At 37.0% G+C, this 17,628-nt stretch carries 22 protein-coding genes and 2 tRNA genes; 1 reads left to right on the plus strand and 23 read right to left on the minus strand.

Translation table 11 applies throughout. The features are described from left to right. Positions 1 to 74: 74 nt before the first annotated feature. The 3 genes from lgt to G7081_RS06030 form a co-directional block, all read right to left on the minus strand. On the minus strand, positions 75 to 893 hold the full coding sequence (gene lgt / locus G7081_RS06020; protein WP_166008052.1) for a prolipoprotein diacylglyceryl transferase: 819 nt from the start codon (positions 891 to 893) through the stop codon (positions 75 to 77). Beyond that, complete coding sequence (gene hprK, locus G7081_RS06025) at positions 880 to 1,848, minus strand: HPr(Ser) kinase/phosphatase (RefSeq protein ID WP_166008053.1); 969 nt, start codon at positions 1,846 to 1,848, stop codon at positions 880 to 882. Before hprK ends, lgt begins: the two co-directional genes overlap by 14 nt. A 121-nt stretch (positions 1,849 to 1,969) precedes the next feature. After that, on the minus strand, positions 1,970 to 2,701 hold the full coding sequence (locus G7081_RS06030; RefSeq protein ID WP_166008054.1) for an SDR family NAD(P)-dependent oxidoreductase: 732 nt from the start codon (positions 2,699 to 2,701) through the stop codon (positions 1,970 to 1,972). Positions 2,702 to 2,937: 236 nt separating this feature from the next. Between G7081_RS06030 and G7081_RS06035 the strand changes: the two genes are divergently transcribed. Beyond that, positions 2,938 to 3,348: a hypothetical protein gene (locus tag G7081_RS06035; RefSeq protein ID WP_166008055.1), complete on the plus strand. Its 411-nt coding sequence runs from the start codon at positions 2,938 to 2,940 to the stop codon at positions 3,346 to 3,348. Positions 3,349 to 3,422: 74 nt separating this feature from the next. Here the strand turns inward: G7081_RS06035 and G7081_RS06040 are convergent. From G7081_RS06040 to secG, 20 genes are all read right to left on the minus strand, one after another. Further along, positions 3,423 to 3,494 (minus strand) — tRNA-Gln (locus G7081_RS06040). Positions 3,495 to 3,503: 9 nt separating this feature from the next. Further along, a tRNA-Tyr gene (locus G7081_RS06045) sits at positions 3,504 to 3,584 on the minus strand. Between the two features lie 72 nt (positions 3,585 to 3,656). Beyond that, positions 3,657 to 3,887, minus strand: a complete 231-nt coding sequence (locus G7081_RS06050) for a DUF2969 family protein (protein ID WP_166008056.1) — start codon at positions 3,885 to 3,887, stop codon at positions 3,657 to 3,659. Positions 3,888 to 3,933: 46 nt separating this feature from the next. Beyond that, the gene (locus G7081_RS06055; RefSeq protein ID WP_166008057.1) at positions 3,934 to 4,416 is read right to left on the minus strand and encodes a GNAT family N-acetyltransferase; all 483 of its coding nucleotides are present in this window, start codon (positions 4,414 to 4,416) and stop codon (positions 3,934 to 3,936) included. Next, the gene (yidD, locus tag G7081_RS06060) at positions 4,400 to 4,693 is read right to left on the minus strand and encodes a membrane protein insertion efficiency factor YidD (protein WP_166008058.1); all 294 of its coding nucleotides are present in this window, start codon (positions 4,691 to 4,693) and stop codon (positions 4,400 to 4,402) included. The genes G7081_RS06055 and yidD overlap by 17 nt, the downstream gene beginning before the upstream one ends. Positions 4,694 to 4,751: 58 nt before the next feature. Further along, positions 4,752 to 4,931, minus strand: coding sequence for a DNA-directed RNA polymerase subunit beta (locus G7081_RS06065; RefSeq protein ID WP_166008059.1), 180 nt, complete (start codon positions 4,929 to 4,931; stop codon positions 4,752 to 4,754). Between the two features lie 21 nt (positions 4,932 to 4,952). Then, complete coding sequence (gene murA, locus G7081_RS06070) at positions 4,953 to 6,218, minus strand: UDP-N-acetylglucosamine 1-carboxyvinyltransferase (RefSeq protein ID WP_166008060.1); 1,266 nt, start codon at positions 6,216 to 6,218, stop codon at positions 4,953 to 4,955. A gap of 86 nt (positions 6,219 to 6,304) precedes the next feature. Further along, entirely contained in the window at positions 6,305 to 6,538 is a 234-nt protein-coding gene (locus G7081_RS06075; RefSeq protein ID WP_166008061.1) for a DUF1146 family protein, read from the minus strand. A 92-nt stretch (positions 6,539 to 6,630) separates the two neighbouring features. Continuing rightward, positions 6,631 to 7,050 carry a F0F1 ATP synthase subunit epsilon gene (locus G7081_RS06080; protein ID WP_166008062.1) on the minus strand — a complete coding sequence of 140 codons (420 nt, stop codon included), beginning with the start codon at positions 7,048 to 7,050 and terminating at the stop codon, positions 6,631 to 6,633. A gap of 15 nt (positions 7,051 to 7,065) precedes the next feature. After that, complete coding sequence (gene atpD / locus G7081_RS06085) at positions 7,066 to 8,469, minus strand: F0F1 ATP synthase subunit beta (RefSeq protein ID WP_166008063.1); 1,404 nt, start codon at positions 8,467 to 8,469, stop codon at positions 7,066 to 7,068. Between the two features lie 18 nt (positions 8,470 to 8,487). Beyond that, a complete protein-coding gene (locus G7081_RS06090) occupies positions 8,488 to 9,408 on the minus strand; it encodes a F0F1 ATP synthase subunit gamma (protein WP_166008064.1) in 921 nt (306 codons plus the stop codon). A gap of 17 nt (positions 9,409 to 9,425) precedes the next feature. Next, complete coding sequence (atpA, locus tag G7081_RS06095) at positions 9,426 to 10,949, minus strand: F0F1 ATP synthase subunit alpha (protein WP_166008065.1); 1,524 nt, start codon at positions 10,947 to 10,949, stop codon at positions 9,426 to 9,428. A 27-nt stretch (positions 10,950 to 10,976) separates the two neighbouring features. Beyond that, the gene (gene atpH / locus G7081_RS06100; protein WP_166008066.1) at positions 10,977 to 11,519 is read right to left on the minus strand and encodes an ATP synthase F1 subunit delta; all 543 of its coding nucleotides are present in this window, start codon (positions 11,517 to 11,519) and stop codon (positions 10,977 to 10,979) included. Between the two features lie 7 nt (positions 11,520 to 11,526). Then, entirely contained in the window at positions 11,527 to 12,042 is a 516-nt protein-coding gene (atpF, locus tag G7081_RS06105) for a F0F1 ATP synthase subunit B (RefSeq protein WP_238786630.1), read from the minus strand. 83 nt (positions 12,043 to 12,125) lie between these two features. Continuing rightward, complete coding sequence (gene atpE / locus G7081_RS06110; protein ID WP_166008068.1) at positions 12,126 to 12,347, minus strand: F0F1 ATP synthase subunit C; 222 nt, start codon at positions 12,345 to 12,347, stop codon at positions 12,126 to 12,128. Between the two features lie 58 nt (positions 12,348 to 12,405). Further along, positions 12,406 to 13,140, minus strand: a complete 735-nt coding sequence (gene atpB / locus G7081_RS06115) for a F0F1 ATP synthase subunit A (RefSeq protein WP_166008069.1) — start codon at positions 13,138 to 13,140, stop codon at positions 12,406 to 12,408. A 469-nt stretch (positions 13,141 to 13,609) separates the two neighbouring features. Continuing rightward, positions 13,610 to 14,068, minus strand: a complete 459-nt coding sequence (smpB, locus tag G7081_RS06120; RefSeq protein WP_166008070.1) for an SsrA-binding protein SmpB — start codon at positions 14,066 to 14,068, stop codon at positions 13,610 to 13,612. 11 nt (positions 14,069 to 14,079) lie between these two features. Continuing rightward, positions 14,080 to 16,458, minus strand: coding sequence for a ribonuclease R (gene rnr, locus G7081_RS06125; protein ID WP_166008071.1), 2,379 nt, complete (start codon positions 16,456 to 16,458; stop codon positions 14,080 to 14,082). 32 nt (positions 16,459 to 16,490) lie between these two features. Further along, the gene (locus G7081_RS06130; RefSeq protein WP_166008072.1) at positions 16,491 to 17,267 is read right to left on the minus strand and encodes an alpha/beta hydrolase; all 777 of its coding nucleotides are present in this window, start codon (positions 17,265 to 17,267) and stop codon (positions 16,491 to 16,493) included. 67 nt (positions 17,268 to 17,334) lie between these two features. After that, a complete protein-coding gene (gene secG, locus G7081_RS06135; RefSeq protein ID WP_166008073.1) occupies positions 17,335 to 17,571 on the minus strand; it encodes a preprotein translocase subunit SecG in 237 nt (78 codons plus the stop codon). Positions 17,572 to 17,628 lie beyond the last annotated feature (57 nt).

A 17,628-nucleotide genomic window follows, 5' to 3' on the forward strand; every position in this document is an offset into this window, starting at 1 on the left:
TTTCTCGTGACATTATTTTACCATATAAAAAAAGATAATGTTAGAAAGTAAGTAAAGTCTAACATTATCTTAAATTATTTAACTGTACGCTTATAAAAAGCAGGTTTCATTACCTTGCGACGATAAATTAATAATATCGCAGCGATAATAAACAAGATCACCGACAGTAACTGAGAAACACGTATCGTGTCAAACAGCCATAAACTATCCGTTCTCATTCCTTCAATAAAGAAACGACCTAGTGAATACCACATCACGTAAATAAAAGTTAATTCACCAATTTTTAAAAAGTTTTTTTGACGACGTAAGATTAATAACAGAATAAAACCCAGTACATTCCATAAACTCTCATAAAGAAAAGTTGGATGGTGGTAGACACCATTCACTTGCATATTATCAATGATAAAGGATGGCAAATGCAGATTTTCTAAGAATGAGCGGCTGACTTCGCCACCATAAGCTTCTTGATTCATAAAGTTTCCCCAACGGCCAATTGCTTGAGCAATGATCACACCAGGAACAGCAATATCTAAAAATTGCCAAAAAGAAATCCCGCGCTTTTTGGTGAAGATATACATCGCAATGGCACCAGCAAGCAAACCGCCGTATATAGCTAGACCGCCATTTCTAATAGCGAAAATTTCAATTGGGTTATCTGCATACCGTTTCCATTCGAAAGCTACATAATAAAGTCTTGCACCAACTATAGAAAGGGGCAACCCCCAAAACATGAAATCAATCACATCATCCTCTTTCAATCCTACCCGAACCGCTTCTTTTGAAGCAAGAATGATAGCTAACAACATACCTGAAACAATAATAATGCCATACCAGTTGACGTCAAGACCAAATAAGCTAAAGGCAACTGGATTAATTGAACTAAATAAACTCATGCGGATCTTCGCTCGCTTTCTTCTCTGCTTCGTTATTCTCTTCAATCATAATCGCTAAGCGTTCTTCAAATGCTTTCGTCGCATCGTAACCCATTGTTTTAGCACGGAAGTTCATAGCTGCTACTTCAACGATAATCGCTACGTTACGACCTGTTTTAACTGGAATCGATACTTTAGGGATATCAACATTAGCAATACGCATTGTTTCTGCTGCGCCACCTAAACGATCAAATTGTTTTTCTTTACTCCAAGCTTCTAGAGAAACCACTAATTGAACTTGACCTCTTGGACGAACTGCGCTTGCACCGAACAAGTTCATCACATCAATGATACCGATACCACGGATTTCAATTAAATGTTTCAATAAACGGGCAGGTTCGCCAATAACGGTTCTTTCATCTTGCTGATAAACGTCCACGCGATCATCTGCGATTAAACGATGGCCCTTTTTAATTAACTCAAGAGCAGTCTCACTCTTACCAATCCCGCTATCACCTTGAATCAAAACGCCTAGACCATAGACTTCTACTAAAACACCATGTACTGATGAACGCATAGCTAACTTACTCTCTAAGAAGTTTGTTACCATCCCGCCGATCCGCGATGATTTCAGTGCTGAAGATAAAACTGGCGTCTGCTGTTCTTCAGCAGCTTTCATCAATTCAACTGGCGGTGTAATCCCCCGTGCGAATAAAACTGCAGGTGTCTCTGGTTGGCAAATTTTCCGCATAACCATAGCACGTTCTTCTTCAAGCATTTTTTCAGAAAACGTCGCTTCTTTACGACCAAATAATTGCACACGATCCTGAGGGTAATAATTAAAATATCCCGTCAACTCTAATCCTGGACGTGAAATATCACTTGTGTAAATCTTTTTATCTAAAAATTCTTCACCAGCTAAAACCGTTAATTGTAATGCATTAACTAATTCCTGGACAGTTACAAATTCAGTCATCTCAACCCTGCTCTCAATATTATTTGTTATGATTATTTTAGCATTATAATAGATAGAATTCTACCGTCGACACTAGCAAATAAAAAGACCTACAATTTTGTAGGTCTTTTTATTTAATGAATTACGCCGAATATCCGCCATCAATTACAAGTTCTGCTCCGGTAATATATGATGCTTCATCTGAGGCTAAGAATAAAATAGCATTCGCCACTTCTTCTGGTTGACCTAAACGTTGTAAAGGTGTGCTGGCAACTAAGAAGTCCATCGCTTCTTTATGTTCCTTAACAGCAGCTGACATCGGTGTTTCAATCACACCTGGATAAACTGAGTTCACACGAATATTTTTACGACCCAATTCAGCTGCAGCTGCACGTGTGACAGCTCTGATTGAACCTTTTGAACCTGTGTATGCATTTATTCCTGCCCCAATCAAAGCGGTATACGAGGCTGTATTAACGATTGCGCCTTGACCAGCTCTTTCCATATACGGCACGACAGTTTGCATTCCTACGAATGGGCCCCAACTATTAATCTTATGTTGTAATTCCCAATCAGAAAGAGTTGTATTAGCTAGACTCTTGTCTGATGATATTCCTGCATTATTAATTAAAATATCAATCTTGCCAAACTTAGATATAACATCAGCTACAACATTTTGCCATTCAGAATCAGAAGTAATATCTAATTTCATCGGAACTAATTTTTCATTATTAGGTAAGTTATTCAATGATACTTCATTGATATCACAAGCGATCACAACTGCTCCCTCTTCTAAAAAACGTTCCGTAACTTTTAAACCGATACCTGAACTACCACCAGTGACGATTGCAACCTTATCTTTTAGTCTATCCATTTTAACTCCCCCTTTATATCTTAACTATACTCTTTATTAACGTTTTTCACAAACTATACGTTTAATGATGGTTTTTTAATAAAAAACGAACAAAATACTTAAAAACGTTGAAAACAAAGGGATTACTCTTTATTTTCTTCTATAATTTTTTCTGTTTTTTTCAAAAAAGATACCTAATTATGTGCTATAATAACCAAATGTATTTATTATAATTTATAGTTTAGGAGTACAATTTAATGAAGAAACTAATCACACTTTCGATAACGCTTGTGTCTTGTTTATTCCTTTCAGGGTGTAGCAAAGAGCAAAACATTGAAGGGAAATGGAAAGCAACAGATGCTTACAAACAGAAAATTAACCTATCGATTGATCCCACTACAATTACAATGGAAATCAAAAAACATGAAAAAGAGATGGAGTATAAAGAAATTTCTAACTCTGAAAAAAATAACATGAAATACTTTGTGTTTGAAATTGATAAACAACAATTTACGATTGTTTTCCCAAACAAAAGAGATGCCAATACGGCTCTATTTATTAAAAACAATTCGAACCACGACCCCTTCTCTGGCGCTTTGACTTACACAATGAATCGTGAAAAATTTCCAAACTACGAACAAACTGCCAAACAATACTTTAAAAATTAAAAAGAAGGACGCCTTTAACAGGTGTCCTTCTTTTTTTATAAAATAAAAAACAGACACTAAGGTCTGTTTAGTAACTGGGCTAGCTGGATTCGAACCAACGAATGACAGAGTCAAAGTCTGTTGCCTTACCGCTTGGCGATAGCCCACTATTAAAATGGAGGAAAGTGGATTCGAACCACTGAACCCTAAGGAACGGATTTACAGTCCGTCGCGTTTAGCCACTTCGCTATTCCTCCAAAAGTCAGATAAATAACCCGACCTCAATATAATACATAATTTACAACTAAATTTCAATAGTTTTTAACAATTTATTGGAAAAGATTCCAATGACTAATTAACGTTTCATAGCCTTCATCAAAAGATTTAACAAATTTAGGGCCTTCACCTTCAATTGTTACAACAAACTTTTTATCTTCGATTTTTTCTACTTCACCAATCACTTTTTTACCAATGCTTAGTTCTTGCACTTCAGCTTTTTGGCCTTTTGAATTTTGTTTTTTCTCAGTAACTGAAACTTCAATATCTTTATTTTTTTTCATGTTATTTCCTCCTGTTATTTCCTATATAACAATACCACATCACCAGCTATTTGTTAATGTTTTCAGCCTTTAATTCCTTTTTTAAAATAACTTGATTTTTTAATTGTTGACCATTTTCAAAGATTGGCTCTTGATAATGCTCAACAAAATAATCTTTAACAATTTCCGTTATTTCAAAACCAACAGATTGATATAGTTTTAATGCAGGTGTTGAGGTTTCACCGGTCTTAATAACTACCTCATAGGAGCGCTCAATTCTTTCCTGCAACATCTTCAGAACAAAATTTAGCATATGTTTGCCAATCCCTTTTCCTTGAGCCGATTCTGATACCGCAATATTCATTATTTCATACGTATCAACCAATACTTTAGACAAAACAATCACGCCAAGTGGTTTGCTATTTTCAGGTTGATAAACATATGTTTCTGACGCATATAAATAACTCTCAACTATTTCTTTCTCTGGATCTGCAAGTAACAGCAAATCCCAAGGATACGCATCATTTGCTGAATCAATTAATTTCATCATGACACTGACACTCCTTTTTATAGGGCCCTGGATAGACTTCATCACTATTTCGACGCACAGTGAATTTTAAGGGGGCATAATCAATTCCACCTTTAACTAATGGTTGACATCGGAAGATACGTGCTATGCCCATTATAAACCCTTTAAACCCACCGTGGTAATTGACCGCATCAACCATGTATTGTGAGCATGTTGGATGGTAGCGGCAACGTCTTGGTAATCCTGGTGAAATTTTCCGTTGATAAAAACCAACAATCGCTAAAATTAAACGCTTCATTGATACTTCCCCTTTCCGATTCATTTCAAAAAAAGCTATGGTTTCCCATAGCTTTTGCTTATTTTATAAAGTCTGTGATATGTGACCACGTCGAACCATTAAAAACATCAAATGGATTTCCTTTTCCAAGAACACCGTAGCCAATCATCAACCCTACTGAAAATAATAGAAGTGCTACTAAAATGATAAGAACTATTTTAAATAATTGCTTTAAAATGTATTTTTTTGAACTCTCCATCACTTTTCTCCTTTAATTCGCTTAGGCATTTACACGTTCAATATTAGCACCCAGTGCTGCTAATTTTTTATGGAAGTTATAATAACCACGATCTAAATACTCTAAATGAGTCACTTTAGTCACATCAGATGCGACTAACCCTACTAAAATCAATGCTGCAGCTGCACGTAAATCGGTAGCAGCTACTTCAGCACCACGTAATGGGACTGGATTATGAATATAAGCAACATTATTATCAATACGGAAATCGGCGCCCATTTTAGTTAACTCCATCAAGTGTTGGTAACGATTTTCGAAGACGGTTTCAGTGACGATACTTGTTCCGTCAGCGATAACTTGCAAGGCACTCATTTGTGCTTGCATATCAGTAGGAAAACCTGGGTGAGGTAATGTTTTGATATCTGTTGAAACTAATTTATCAGTTCCGACTACTCGAATGCCATTTTCCTCTTGAGTAACCGTTACACCCATTTCACGTAATTTAGAAATAAGTGGACCATTATGCTCTGCAATAGCCTCTTCAACTAAAATATTTCCACCAGTCATTGCTGCAGCTACCATAAATGTTCCTGCTTCGATACGATCTTGCACGATACGGTGTTTAATTCCAACAAGCTTTTCTACACCTTCGATAGTCATTGTTTCAGTACCAGCACCAACCACTTTAGCACCCATTTTATTTAAAACATTAGCTAAATCTACGATTTCAGGTTCGCGGGCAACATTCTCAATGATTGTCGTACCTTTTGCTTTAACGGCTGCCATCATAATGTTTTGTGTCGCTCCAACACTTGGAAAATCTAAGTATATTTGAGCACCTTTTAAACCATTTGGGGCAACTGCCTCAATGAAACCACCTTCTTGAGTGATTTCAGCGCCCATCGCTTCAAAACCTTTTAAGTGTAAATCGATTGGACGAGAGCCAATCATACAACCACCCGGCATCGCAACACGAGCATGATTATTACGGGCTAATAATGGTCCCATAACAACAATTGAGGCACGCATTTGACTAACATATTCATAGGGTGCTTCAACTAATAAGTCTTTTGTTGCATCAATCGTCACACGATTATTTTCTTGATCAAATTGAATCTCAGTATTTAAATGATGTATCACTTCTTTCATCATAAATACATCAGATAAAATTGGAACATTGTCTAAAACTGTTATGCCTTCTTCTGCTAATAACCCAGCAGCCAAGATTGGTAATACCGCATTTTTAGCCCCTTCAATTTTTACAGTACCTTCTAATTTATTTCCACTACGGACAAGAATTTGATCCATGATTAAACCTCCAGAATTTTAAGCAAACTACCTTTTTATTATCACTAAAAAGTGTTGATTTTTTAGCGAGTGTTTTAACTTATCTATCATACTACAGAAATAATAAAATTGCGAATTAATGTGATGCATTCTAAGAAAAATGAGCTTGTCATATAGCCTATCGCAATAGCGAAAAAAAGGATAAAAAATTTAATTTGTGGTAAAGTTTGTTTTTTGAAAAACGACTCAATTCTAACGCCTTGAAGCGCCCAATAAGCCATATAAACAAATAACAAATGACACACCAACCTCACTAATGCATCAATTCCAAAAACTTGCATAGTTACGCCCTCTTTCTAACAAATAATAATTTAATTTTACCATAGAGTTTCCCTTTATTCACACAAAAAAAAGACCCGCCCGAAGGCTTGGTCTATTTTTTTGAAGCGTTAATACGATTGATCGCACGACTAAGGGCAACCTCAGCACGTTTTTGACTATCAATATTGTGTTCTTGTTTTGCTTCTGCAATACGAGCTTCTGCACGAAGTTTCGCACGTTCAGCACGAGGGACATCAATATCTGTTGATTTCTCTGCACTATCAGAAACAATTGTCACAACATTATCACGAACTTCCATAATCCCGCCGTTAGTTGCAATGATTTCTTGTTCTTCACTAGAACGATCATTCTTAACACGAACTTCATCAATTCTAAGTGGTGCAATGATTGGTGAGTGACCTGGTAAAATACCAAGGTCGCCATCCACTGTCCGAACAATAACCATTTGTGCTACCTCATTGGTATAACTGACACCATTAGGAGTGACGATCTCGACTTTTAATTGAGCCATGATTTCTCCTCCATCCTAGTAGCCTAAAGATTTTGCTTTTTCAATCACAGCATCGATACTACCGACACTACGGAAAGCTTCTTCAGGTAAATCATCATGTTTACCTTCAAGAATTTCTTTAAATCCACGGACTGTTTCTTTAACCGGAACATACGAACCTGGTTGACCAGTAAATTGTTCCGCTACGTGGAAGTTTTGAGATAAGAAGAATTGAATACGACGAGCACGTCCAACAAGGACTTTCTCTTCATCAGATAATTCATCCATACCTAAGATAGCAATGATGTCTTGTAACTCACGGTAACGTTGTAAGATATGTTGAACTTCAGTTGCTACTTTGTAATGTTCTGCTCCAACAATTTCAGGTGCCAAAGCGCCTGATGTTGATGCTAATGGGTCAACCGCAGGGTAAATACCCATTTCAGTTAAACGACGTTCCAAGTTAGTTGTCGCATCTAAATGAGCGAAAGCTGTTGCTGGCGCTGGATCGGTATAGTCATCCGCTGGTACATAAATTGCTTGGATAGACGTAACGGATCCTTTTTGTGTAGATGTGATACGTTCTTGTAATTGTCCCATTTCAGTTGCAAGTGTTGGTTGGTAACCAACGGCTGATGGCATACGACCTAATAGGGCTGACACCTCAGAACCTGCTTGTGTGAAGCGGAAGATGTTATCGATAAACAATAGTACATCTTGTCCTTCAACATCACGGAAATATTCCGCAATCGTTAAACCTGTCAAGGCAACACGCATACGTGCCCCTGGTGGCTCGTTCATTTGGCCGAAAACCATGGCAGTTTTTTCAATAACGCCAGATTCTTTCATTTCAAAGTAAAGGTCATTACCTTCACGAGTACGTTCACCAACACCAGAGAATACTGAGATTCCCCCATGTTCTTGAGCGATATTGTTAATCAATTCTTGGATTAAAACGGTTTTACCAACACCGGCACCACCGAATAGCCCAACTTTACCACCTTTTAAATAAGGAGCAAGTAAATCGATAACTTTAATACCAGTTTCCAAAATTTCCGTACTTGTTGCTAACTCATCAAAAGTCGGAGCTTTTTTATGGATACTGCTTTTTTCGATATCGTCACTCAACGGTTCATCTAAATCAATCGTTTCACCAAGAACGTTGAAAACACGTCCTAAAGTTTCTTTACCAACTGGTACAGAAATAGAAGCGCCTGTATCTAAAACTTCCATTCCTCTTTGTAAGCCATCAGTTGATTCCATAGCGATTGAGCGAATAACGCCATCGCCTAGTTCTAAAGCAACTTCTAAAACAACTTTTTGTTTCGTGTCTGCTTTATAAACAACTAAGGCATTATTAATTTCTGGTAAGGATTGATCGGCAGAGAACTCCACGTCGACAACGGGACCGATAACTTGAACAATCTTGCCTGAATTCATTTTACATTCCTCCCGTTATTACTCTAATGCCGCTGCCCCACCAACAATTTCCGTAATTTCTTGGGTAATTGCTGATTGACGGGCACGGTTATAGGAAATAGTTAATTCATCAATAATATTTGAAGCATTATCTGTTGCACTCTTCATTGCAGTCATACGCGCTGCATGTTCTGCCGTTTTTGCATCTAAAATAGCACCGTAAATCAAACTTTCAGCATATTGAGGTAACAACTTATCTAGAATCGCATCAGCACTTGGCTCTAAAATGTATTCTTCGGTATAAGTTTTCGCTTCCCCAGCGTCTAAATCTGATACTGGTAACATTTTTTCCGCTCTAAATTGTGACGAAATTGAGTTGATATGGTGGTTATAACAAACATATAACTCATCAAACACTTCAGTTTCATACATTTGAATTGTTGCTTTCACGATTTTACGAACTTCATCGAAGGTCGGTTGATCACTTAGGCCACGTAATTCATAAGCGACATTGACACCACGGTTTTTAAAGAACTCTGCTCCAGCACTTCCGATAGCCATTAAAACGTAATCGTCTTCAGATTCATGATCTTCATTGATGATTTGTAACGTTTGCTTAATTACAGCACTATTATAACCACCAGCTAATCCTTTATCTGCAGTAATCACGATATAAGCTGTCTTTTTAACTGGACGCGCAACTAACATACTATGGTAATCATCTGGATTTCCGCCATCACTAGCACCAGCAGCACGATTATTTTCCATCGTTTCTAACTGAGTAGCCGCTAAATGTGTCACCATTTCACGAACTTTTTGAGAGTAGCCTTGAAAATTTCTTGAAGCATTCTCAGATTTGTTTAGTTTTGAACCGGAAACCATTTGCATAGCACTTGTAATTTGACTGGTTTTCTTTGTAGAGGCAATTTTTCTTTTAATTTCAATTAATGATTCAGCCACACAAATTCACCATCCTTTTACGCGTTAGCTTCTTGATTAGTTACAACAAATAGTTGTTTAAAGTCTTCAATTGCTTTATCCATATCAGCTGCTTCTGGTAAGTTTTTAGTCTCGCGAATGTGAGCAAATAACTCTGGGTTATTGTTGCCGATATGTTCGAACAACTCACTTTCAAAACGTAAAATATCATCAACAGGGATACTATCTAAGAATCCATGAGTTAAGGCATAAAGAATTGTTACTTGTTTCTCTACTTGTAATGGGTTGTGTAAATCTTGTTTTAAGATTTCAACCGTACGACGTCCACGGTTTAATTTAGCTTGTGTTGCCGCATCTAAGTCAGAACCAAACTGAGTGAAGGCTTCTAACTCACGGTAACTTGCTAAGTCTAAACGTAACGTTCCCGCTACTTGTTTCATCGCTTTAATTTGGGCTGATCCCCCAACACGTGATACAGATAATCCGGCATCAACGGCTGGTCTCACACCTGAGTGGAACAAGTTATCTTGCAAGAAGATTTGTCCATCAGTAATTGAGATAACGTTTGTTGGGATATATGCTGAGATATCTCCGGCTTGCGTTTCAACGAACGGTAATGCCGTCATTGAACCGCCACCTAAATCAGCACTTAACTTAGCCGCACGTTCTAATAAACGTGAGTGTAAGTAGAAAACATCCCCTGGATAAGCTTCACGACCTGGCGGACGTTTTAATAGTAATGATAATTCACGATAAGCCGCAGCTTGTTTAGATAAATCATCATAAACAACTAAAACATGTTTGCCGTTATACATAAACTCTTCACCAATAGCAGCGCCCGCATAAGGAGCGATGTATAAGTATGGTGCTGGTTGTGATGCACTGGCAGTTACCACGATTGTGTAGTCCATTGCGCCATAACGTTTTAAAGTTTCAACTTGCGTACGCACTGTTGATTCTTTTTGACCAATGGCAACATAGATACATACCATATCTTGATCTTTTTGGTTAATAATAGTATCGATCGCAATCGATGTTTTACCAGTTTTACGGTCACCAATGACAAGTTCACGTTGACCACGGCCAATTGGAACTAATGCATCAATGGCTTTCAAACCAGTTTGTAAAGGTTCACCAACAGATTGACGTTGCATAACACCTGGTGCAGCAGCTTCAATCGGACGAGTTTTAGTCGTTTTGATGTCACCTAAGCCATCAACTGGTTGTCCTAAAGGATTAATAACACGGCCAATCAATTCTTCCCCTACAGGAACGTTCATGATTTGACCAGTACGTTTCACTTGGTCGCCTTCGCGGATTGATTCAAAATCCCCAAGAATGATAATACCGACATCATTAGATTCAAGGTTTTGAGCCATACCGAATGCACCGTTTGAGAATTCAAGTAACTCTCCACTCATGGCATTTTCTAAACCATAAGCACGGGCAATACCATCACCAACATAAGTAACAACACCAACTTCATCAACTTCGATTGTGTCGGCATAGTTAGCAATTTGTTGTTTGATAAGCGAACTAATTTCATTTGCTTTAATGCTCACTGATTTTCACCTCTTTTTTCATTTACCTTACTTAACAATTTGTTTGTGCATTGTAGTCAATTGTTTTTTCACGCTACTATCGATCACTTTGTTAGCTGCTTTAATAATTAAACCACCTAAAATTTCAGGATCGATATGTTTTTCTAAAATTACTTGATCGTAATCAAAACTTTTAGCGATTTTCTCTTCTACTTGTTTGCTTTGTTCTTCCGTCAGTTCGACTGCCGACGTCACATCCGCCACAAGCACACCTTTATCTTCATGATAAAAGAAGTTAAATTCTGAAATCATTTGAGGAATTTCTTGCATTCGACGGTTGTTAAAGACAACGCGTAAAAAGTTCGAAACAGTTTCTCCAAATTGATTTGCTAAGGTTGCAAATAATTGCTCTTTTTCAGAGGCAGTTAAGCGTTCATCAGTTAATAAGTTACCCATATCAGGTACCTCTTGATAGACGCCACGCAATGTCGTTAATTCTTCTAAAACAGTGTCTAAAGCATCGCTTTCTTTTGCTGTTTCAAATAGAATACGGCCATATCGTCTGTCAATCGTTAAATTTTCAGTCTTCATTTTGCGCTCACAGCCCTTCAATATGAGAATTAATTAAGTCTTCATGTGCATCTTTACTTAATTCTTTTTTAACAATCTTAGTGGCTATTTCCATAGATAAATCTGCAACATCTTGACGAGCAGAGTCCATTAATTGAACTCGTTCCAGCTCCATGTCACGTTGCGCTTTTTCACGATAACTTTGAGCTTCTGCTTGAGCTTCTTCAACAATGCTATTTGCGTTATTTTCAGCATTATCTTTAGCTCGTTTAATAATTGCAGCTGCTTCTGTACGTGCCTTTGTTAGCTCTTCTTCCTTTTGTTGAATCAATGTATCAGCGTTAAGTCTCGCTTGTTCAGCGCTATCAAGATCATTAGCAATTTTACTTGCACGTTCTTCCAACATTGAACTAATTGATTCCCACGCGAATTTTTTGATTAAGAACAATAGAATAAGAAAAGATAGACTGACAAAAGCCATCGTCGTGAAAGTAGTTGTTGGTATATTACCAATAACCAAACTATTAATCATAATCGCTGGCACGTCCCTTCTCTTGGTTACTAAATTTCATTAAGTCGATGACTTAATGAAATGGCATTTGGCATTACTAGTTAATCTTGTGTTTCTTATAAGAAGATTAATAGTAAAGCAATAACCACACCTAGAATTGGCACGGCCTCGATAAGACCTACACCGATAAACATTGTACTTTTTAATTCTTTAGCCATTTCTGGTTGGCGAGCCATACACTCGATTGTTTTAGAGATAACTTGTCCGTTACCGTATGCTGCTGCTAATGCTGAACCTAATACTGCGATTGATGCTGCGATGTAATTTAAACCTTCCATTTTGAAATTCCTCCTAATGTTTGAGCAATCTTGATTACTCAGTTTGTTTTTTGTTTTTTTAGTGTTCTGATTCTACTTTATGAGATAAGTATACAGTCGATAACGTTACAAATACATATGCTTGGATACCACCGATAAAGATTGAGAAACCAATCCAAATCATTTCTAGTGGGATACCTGCGATAAATGATGCTGCACCAAAACTTGGGGCTAATTTACTAGAAATTAACGTTAAGAGCACTTCACCTGCGTAGATATTACCGTACAAACGTAAACCTAATGTTAAGACATTCGTAAACTCTTCCATAATTTTTACCGGCATTAAGAATTTAGCTGGTTGGGCAAAACTATTATTGAAATAGCCTTTCAAACCAAACTTTCTAACACCAAAGTAGTTGGTTAGTAGAATAACCATTGTCGCTAAAGTCAAAGTGACTAGCGGATCAGCTGTTGGACTCTTCCAGTAACTGATTTCTTCTCCCAGAGAATTATGAATACCGATTTTCGTTATTAAACCTAGCATATTGGAAACAAGAATGAATAGAAACATTGTAAATCCTAGTAGATGAAAGTTGTTGACTTCCTTACTAGGCAAGTTACTTGATAAGATATTGCGGACAAAATCTATGATCGCTTCTAAGACATTTTGCTTACCTGTAGGTTTAAGCTGAAGATTGCGAGAACAGTACATGACAAACCCAAATATCAGGGCACAGGTTAAAAGAACCATCATGCAGACTGTCATATCGAAATCCAATCCGGCTATATTCACAATCCAGGATTTTTCTTCCATATTACTTCACCTCTTTTCCAAAGAGAAGATTATCAAAATAGCAAAAATAATACTTACAGACTTGTTATAAGTTAAAACTTATACAACTATCACTTTCCACTATTTAACATTGCTAATGATAACACCATGATTATCAAATTACAAAGCTTTTTCATGAAAATAATAAAAAAAATGATAGATTTTTTTCTGTTTTTCATTTTCGCCAAATCAATTCTTACTCTCAGCTTTTAAAAAGCTTTAACTCTGCAGTTAATTGCAATTTTTCGCTTCGACTAATCTCATTCTCCTCTCACTAAAAAAATAGTCTAATACATCTCCTATCGTACCAAATAATCCCTGATATTTAAAGAATTATCTATGAAAAAAACTCTTTGTTCTTATTATTGAAAATACAGATGAAACGATTGCTTATTTTAAAGTAGTTTTACTCAAAAAAAGAACACCAACTGATACACAGTTGGCGTTCTTTTTATCTATCTTTCATTTCACGTGCGACATCGCGATTGATATCTTTTCGTTTCAAATCTTCTCGTTTATCATAGTTCTTTTTACCTTTAGCGACACCAATTAAGACTTTAGCATAACCATTTTTTATGTATAACTTTAAAGGAACTAATGTGACACCAGGATTTTTGGTTTCACCAATCAAACGTGCAATTTGTTTTTTATGCATTAACAACTTACGCGTTCTTAACGGTTCGTGGTTAAACAAATTACCTTGTTCGTAAGGGCTAATGTGGACGTTATGAAGGTAAACTTCACCATTTCTCACCTTAGCAAAGCCATCTTTTAAATTAATGCGCCCAGCACGAATCGCTTTAATCTCTGTCCCTTGGAGAACCATGCCTGCTTCAATCGTTTCGCTGACACTGTAGTCATGACGTGCTTTACGATTTTGTGCAATTAACTGTCCATCTCCTTTTGGCATAACACCACCCCTTACCTATTAGATTTTTTCTTTTTACCTTTTTTATTCTTAACAGCTTCTTTATAGAAAGGTTTTTTACCACCTTTGCCTGACTTCCCTTTAGCTTTACCATGATAAGCTTTTTTATCTTTGTCACGTGGTTGACGGTCATTTTGACGATTACGACCTGTTGGTTTGCCACCTCGACGGTCACGTTTCAGTATACTTATTTTATCACTTTCTGGTAATTCTTCAACAGAGACTAACTCAAAATCAACTTCACGTGTTGCGGGATCTGCTTTAGTTACTTTAATAACAACTTTTTGGCCAATCTTGTAGGTTGTTCCTGTTCTTTCACCAACTAACGCTAAATGGCTTTCCACGAAATGGAAGTATTCTGGCAATTGATTAACATGAATCAATCCTTCGACGGTATTCGGTAATTCAATGAACATCCCAAATTTCGTCACCGAACCAATCACACCTTCAAATTCTAAACCAACCTTATCAACCATAAATTCAGCTTTTTTAAGGGCATTAGTATCACGTTCCGCTTCAACAGCACGACGTTCCATTTGCGAACTATGAGTTGCGATATCTGGCAAATGACTGTTCCATTTTTCTTTCGTCTCTTCTGCAACTGGTTGTGTTAAATAGGATTTGATTAAACGGTGAACAATCAAGTCTGGATAACGACGAATTGGCGATGTAAAGTGCGTATAATAATCTGCTGCTAAACCGTAGTGACCAACTGAATCTTCACTATAGCGGGCTTGTTGCATACTTCTAAGTAACATCTTATTAATAACAGCCTCTTCGGGACGATCGATGACTTGATTCAAGACTTTTTGTAATTCTTTAGGAGAAATATCTTCTTTCGTCCCACGAACCACAATTCCAAAATTTGTAATGAATTCGAAGAAACGTTGCACTTTATCTTCTTTTGGTTGCTCATGAATACGATATATAAATGGTAACTTCAAATCACAGTAGTGTTTAGCAACTGTTTCATTTGCCATTAACATAAATGATTCAATTAAACGTTCACCAATACCTCGTGAGCGTAGTTCAATATCGACTGGGTGCCCAGCCTCATCAACCAATATTTTTGCTTCTCGATCTTCAAATGAAATAGCACCACGATCAACACGCATTTTTTCTAGTAACTGGTGTAGTTCACCCATTTCTTTAAACATTGGAACCAGTGAATCATATCGCGCTATCGTTTCAGGATTTTCATCTTCTAGAATTTCATTAACAGCTTTGTACGTCATTCGTTCAGCTGTTTGAATGACACTTTCAAAAATATCGTACGACACAACAGTCCCAGTTTCATCAATTTCCATTTCGCAACTCATGGCAAGTCTTGGAACTTTTGGATTCAATGAACAGATACCATTTGATAAACGATGAGGAATCATCGGAATAACTCTGTCAGTCAAATACACACTTGTGGCACGTTCATAAGCTTCTAAATCCATGGGACTACCTTCAGTCACATAATGGGAAACGTCAGCAATGTGAACGCCTAAGAAGTAATGACCATTGGCTAACTTCTTGACAGTTACCGCATCATCCAAATCTTTCGCGTCAGCACCATCAATGGTAACTAATATTTGGTCACGAATATCACGACGATTAGTCATATCTTCTTCTGAAATCTCATCAGGAATTTGGTCCGCGTGAGTTAAAACATCATCTGGGAATTTTGTTGGAATCCCATGTTGCATCACAATACTTAAAATGTCCATTCCTGGATCATTTTTATGGCCCACTGTTTGTTTGATTAGACCTTCTAAGGCAGTTGGATATCCTGGTTCAGGATAGTGAGTCACTTCAACAACACAAATTGTTCCCTCAACCGGTTGGATCCCTTCAGCCGCAATAAAAATTTTATAGTTACTTAGCTTTTTATCTTGGGGTTTAACATAACCATATAAATCTGTCTCTTGACGCTCTTCTTCACTGTAAGGAATGAATTCACCCACCACTTGAGTCATGCTGCGTTTTACAATCTCTTTAACTTTACCCTCAGCAGTCTTACCTTCAAGTTGATTGGGAGAGCTTAAAATGTCAATTCTTACAGTATCACCATTTAATGCAAAACCTGTATGGTCTTTCGAAATGTAAACATCATTTTCTTCACCTTCAATACTAACAAATCCAAAACCTCGATCATTAGCTCGGAAAATCCCTTCCACTAATACTTCTTTTAATGGCAATTGAACTTTACCTTTTTTAGTAAAGATGATTGATTTTTCTCTTTCCATTGTAGCGATTGTTTGAACAAGAGCTTTAAAATCATCACCTTTATTTAACTCTAAATCTTGGCTTAGCTCTTCCATGGAAAAACTTTTTTTGCTACTTGTTTCTAAATAATTTAATATTTTTTCTTTAATTGTTGTTTTCATAAGTCACCTCGTTGCATCTACAGCAAGGAGACTTACGCTTCCAAACTATAATGCCAATTTAATTGATTAATAAATAGTAAGACATCTGCTTCAAATTCTTTTTTCTCAGGACCAATTGTGATAACGTGACCACTTTCTGGATACCATTTGATTTGCGGTTGAGAATTAATAAGCTCATCTGCTACATCATAGACATCATCGGGATTAATCATCTTATCTTGTCCAGCTTGAACTAATAAAGTTGGCTGCTTGACCGTTTTTAACTGATGAAACACTTCGGCAGAATAGTCACTGATTTCTGCTAATTGAATTGGTAGTGTCTTTTCAATTTCAGACATACGCTGTTCAACTTCACCATCTTCTGACCCTGCTCGTTTCATGTTAGTGCGAGCATAATATTTAAAGGTTGGTAAAATGTTAGTTTCGATTTCAGCTGCAATCGGTGAGCAGAAAATCCCTCCGCCAATGACTTGTTCAGGGTATCGTTCTAGTGCGCTCATAGCGAACACGCCGCCTAGTGATAAACCAAAAACTGCCACTTCGTCATAACCCTCATCTTTTAAGTGTTGCATGTGATTCACTAGTTGCTGATGCCAAGATTCTGGACCTGCTGCCAAAATATCCTCAGCTCTTTTTGTTCCATGTCCCGCAAACAACGGCATCAAAACTGTATAACCGTTGCTATTTAATACTCGACCTAATGATCTTACATCATTTGGATTGCCTGTATAGGCGTGCATCAAAACAACCGCACGTTTGCCACCTTTTAGAAAAACCGTTTCTGGTAGTTTTACATTGTTCGTTTCCATTCCATCCACTCCACACATCTAATATTAAAACCATACAAAAAGCCCCCTGAAAACAGGAGGCATTATTTTACTTAGAAGAAATAATCGCTAAAACAATTGCATTGATTACCCAAGCAAAACCTAAAACTGCAGTTGCTTTTTGCATAAACGCTTCGAAACCACGAGCTTTTTGTTTACCAAATAATTGATCTGCGCCACCTGTAAATGCACTAGCAGCACTATTCTGTTTGCTAGGCTGCATCATTACAGCAATAATAATTAAAACTGAAAGAACTAACATTAGTCCAACTAAAAAACTATACATAAGTGAAACCTCCCGTTACATTGAATTACTATTCGTTAATTCTACCATATTAGCTAA

The organism is Vagococcus coleopterorum (genome assembly GCF_011303955.1).
Taxonomy (GTDB): domain Bacteria; phylum Bacillota; class Bacilli; order Lactobacillales; family Vagococcaceae; genus Vagococcus_D; species Vagococcus_D coleopterorum.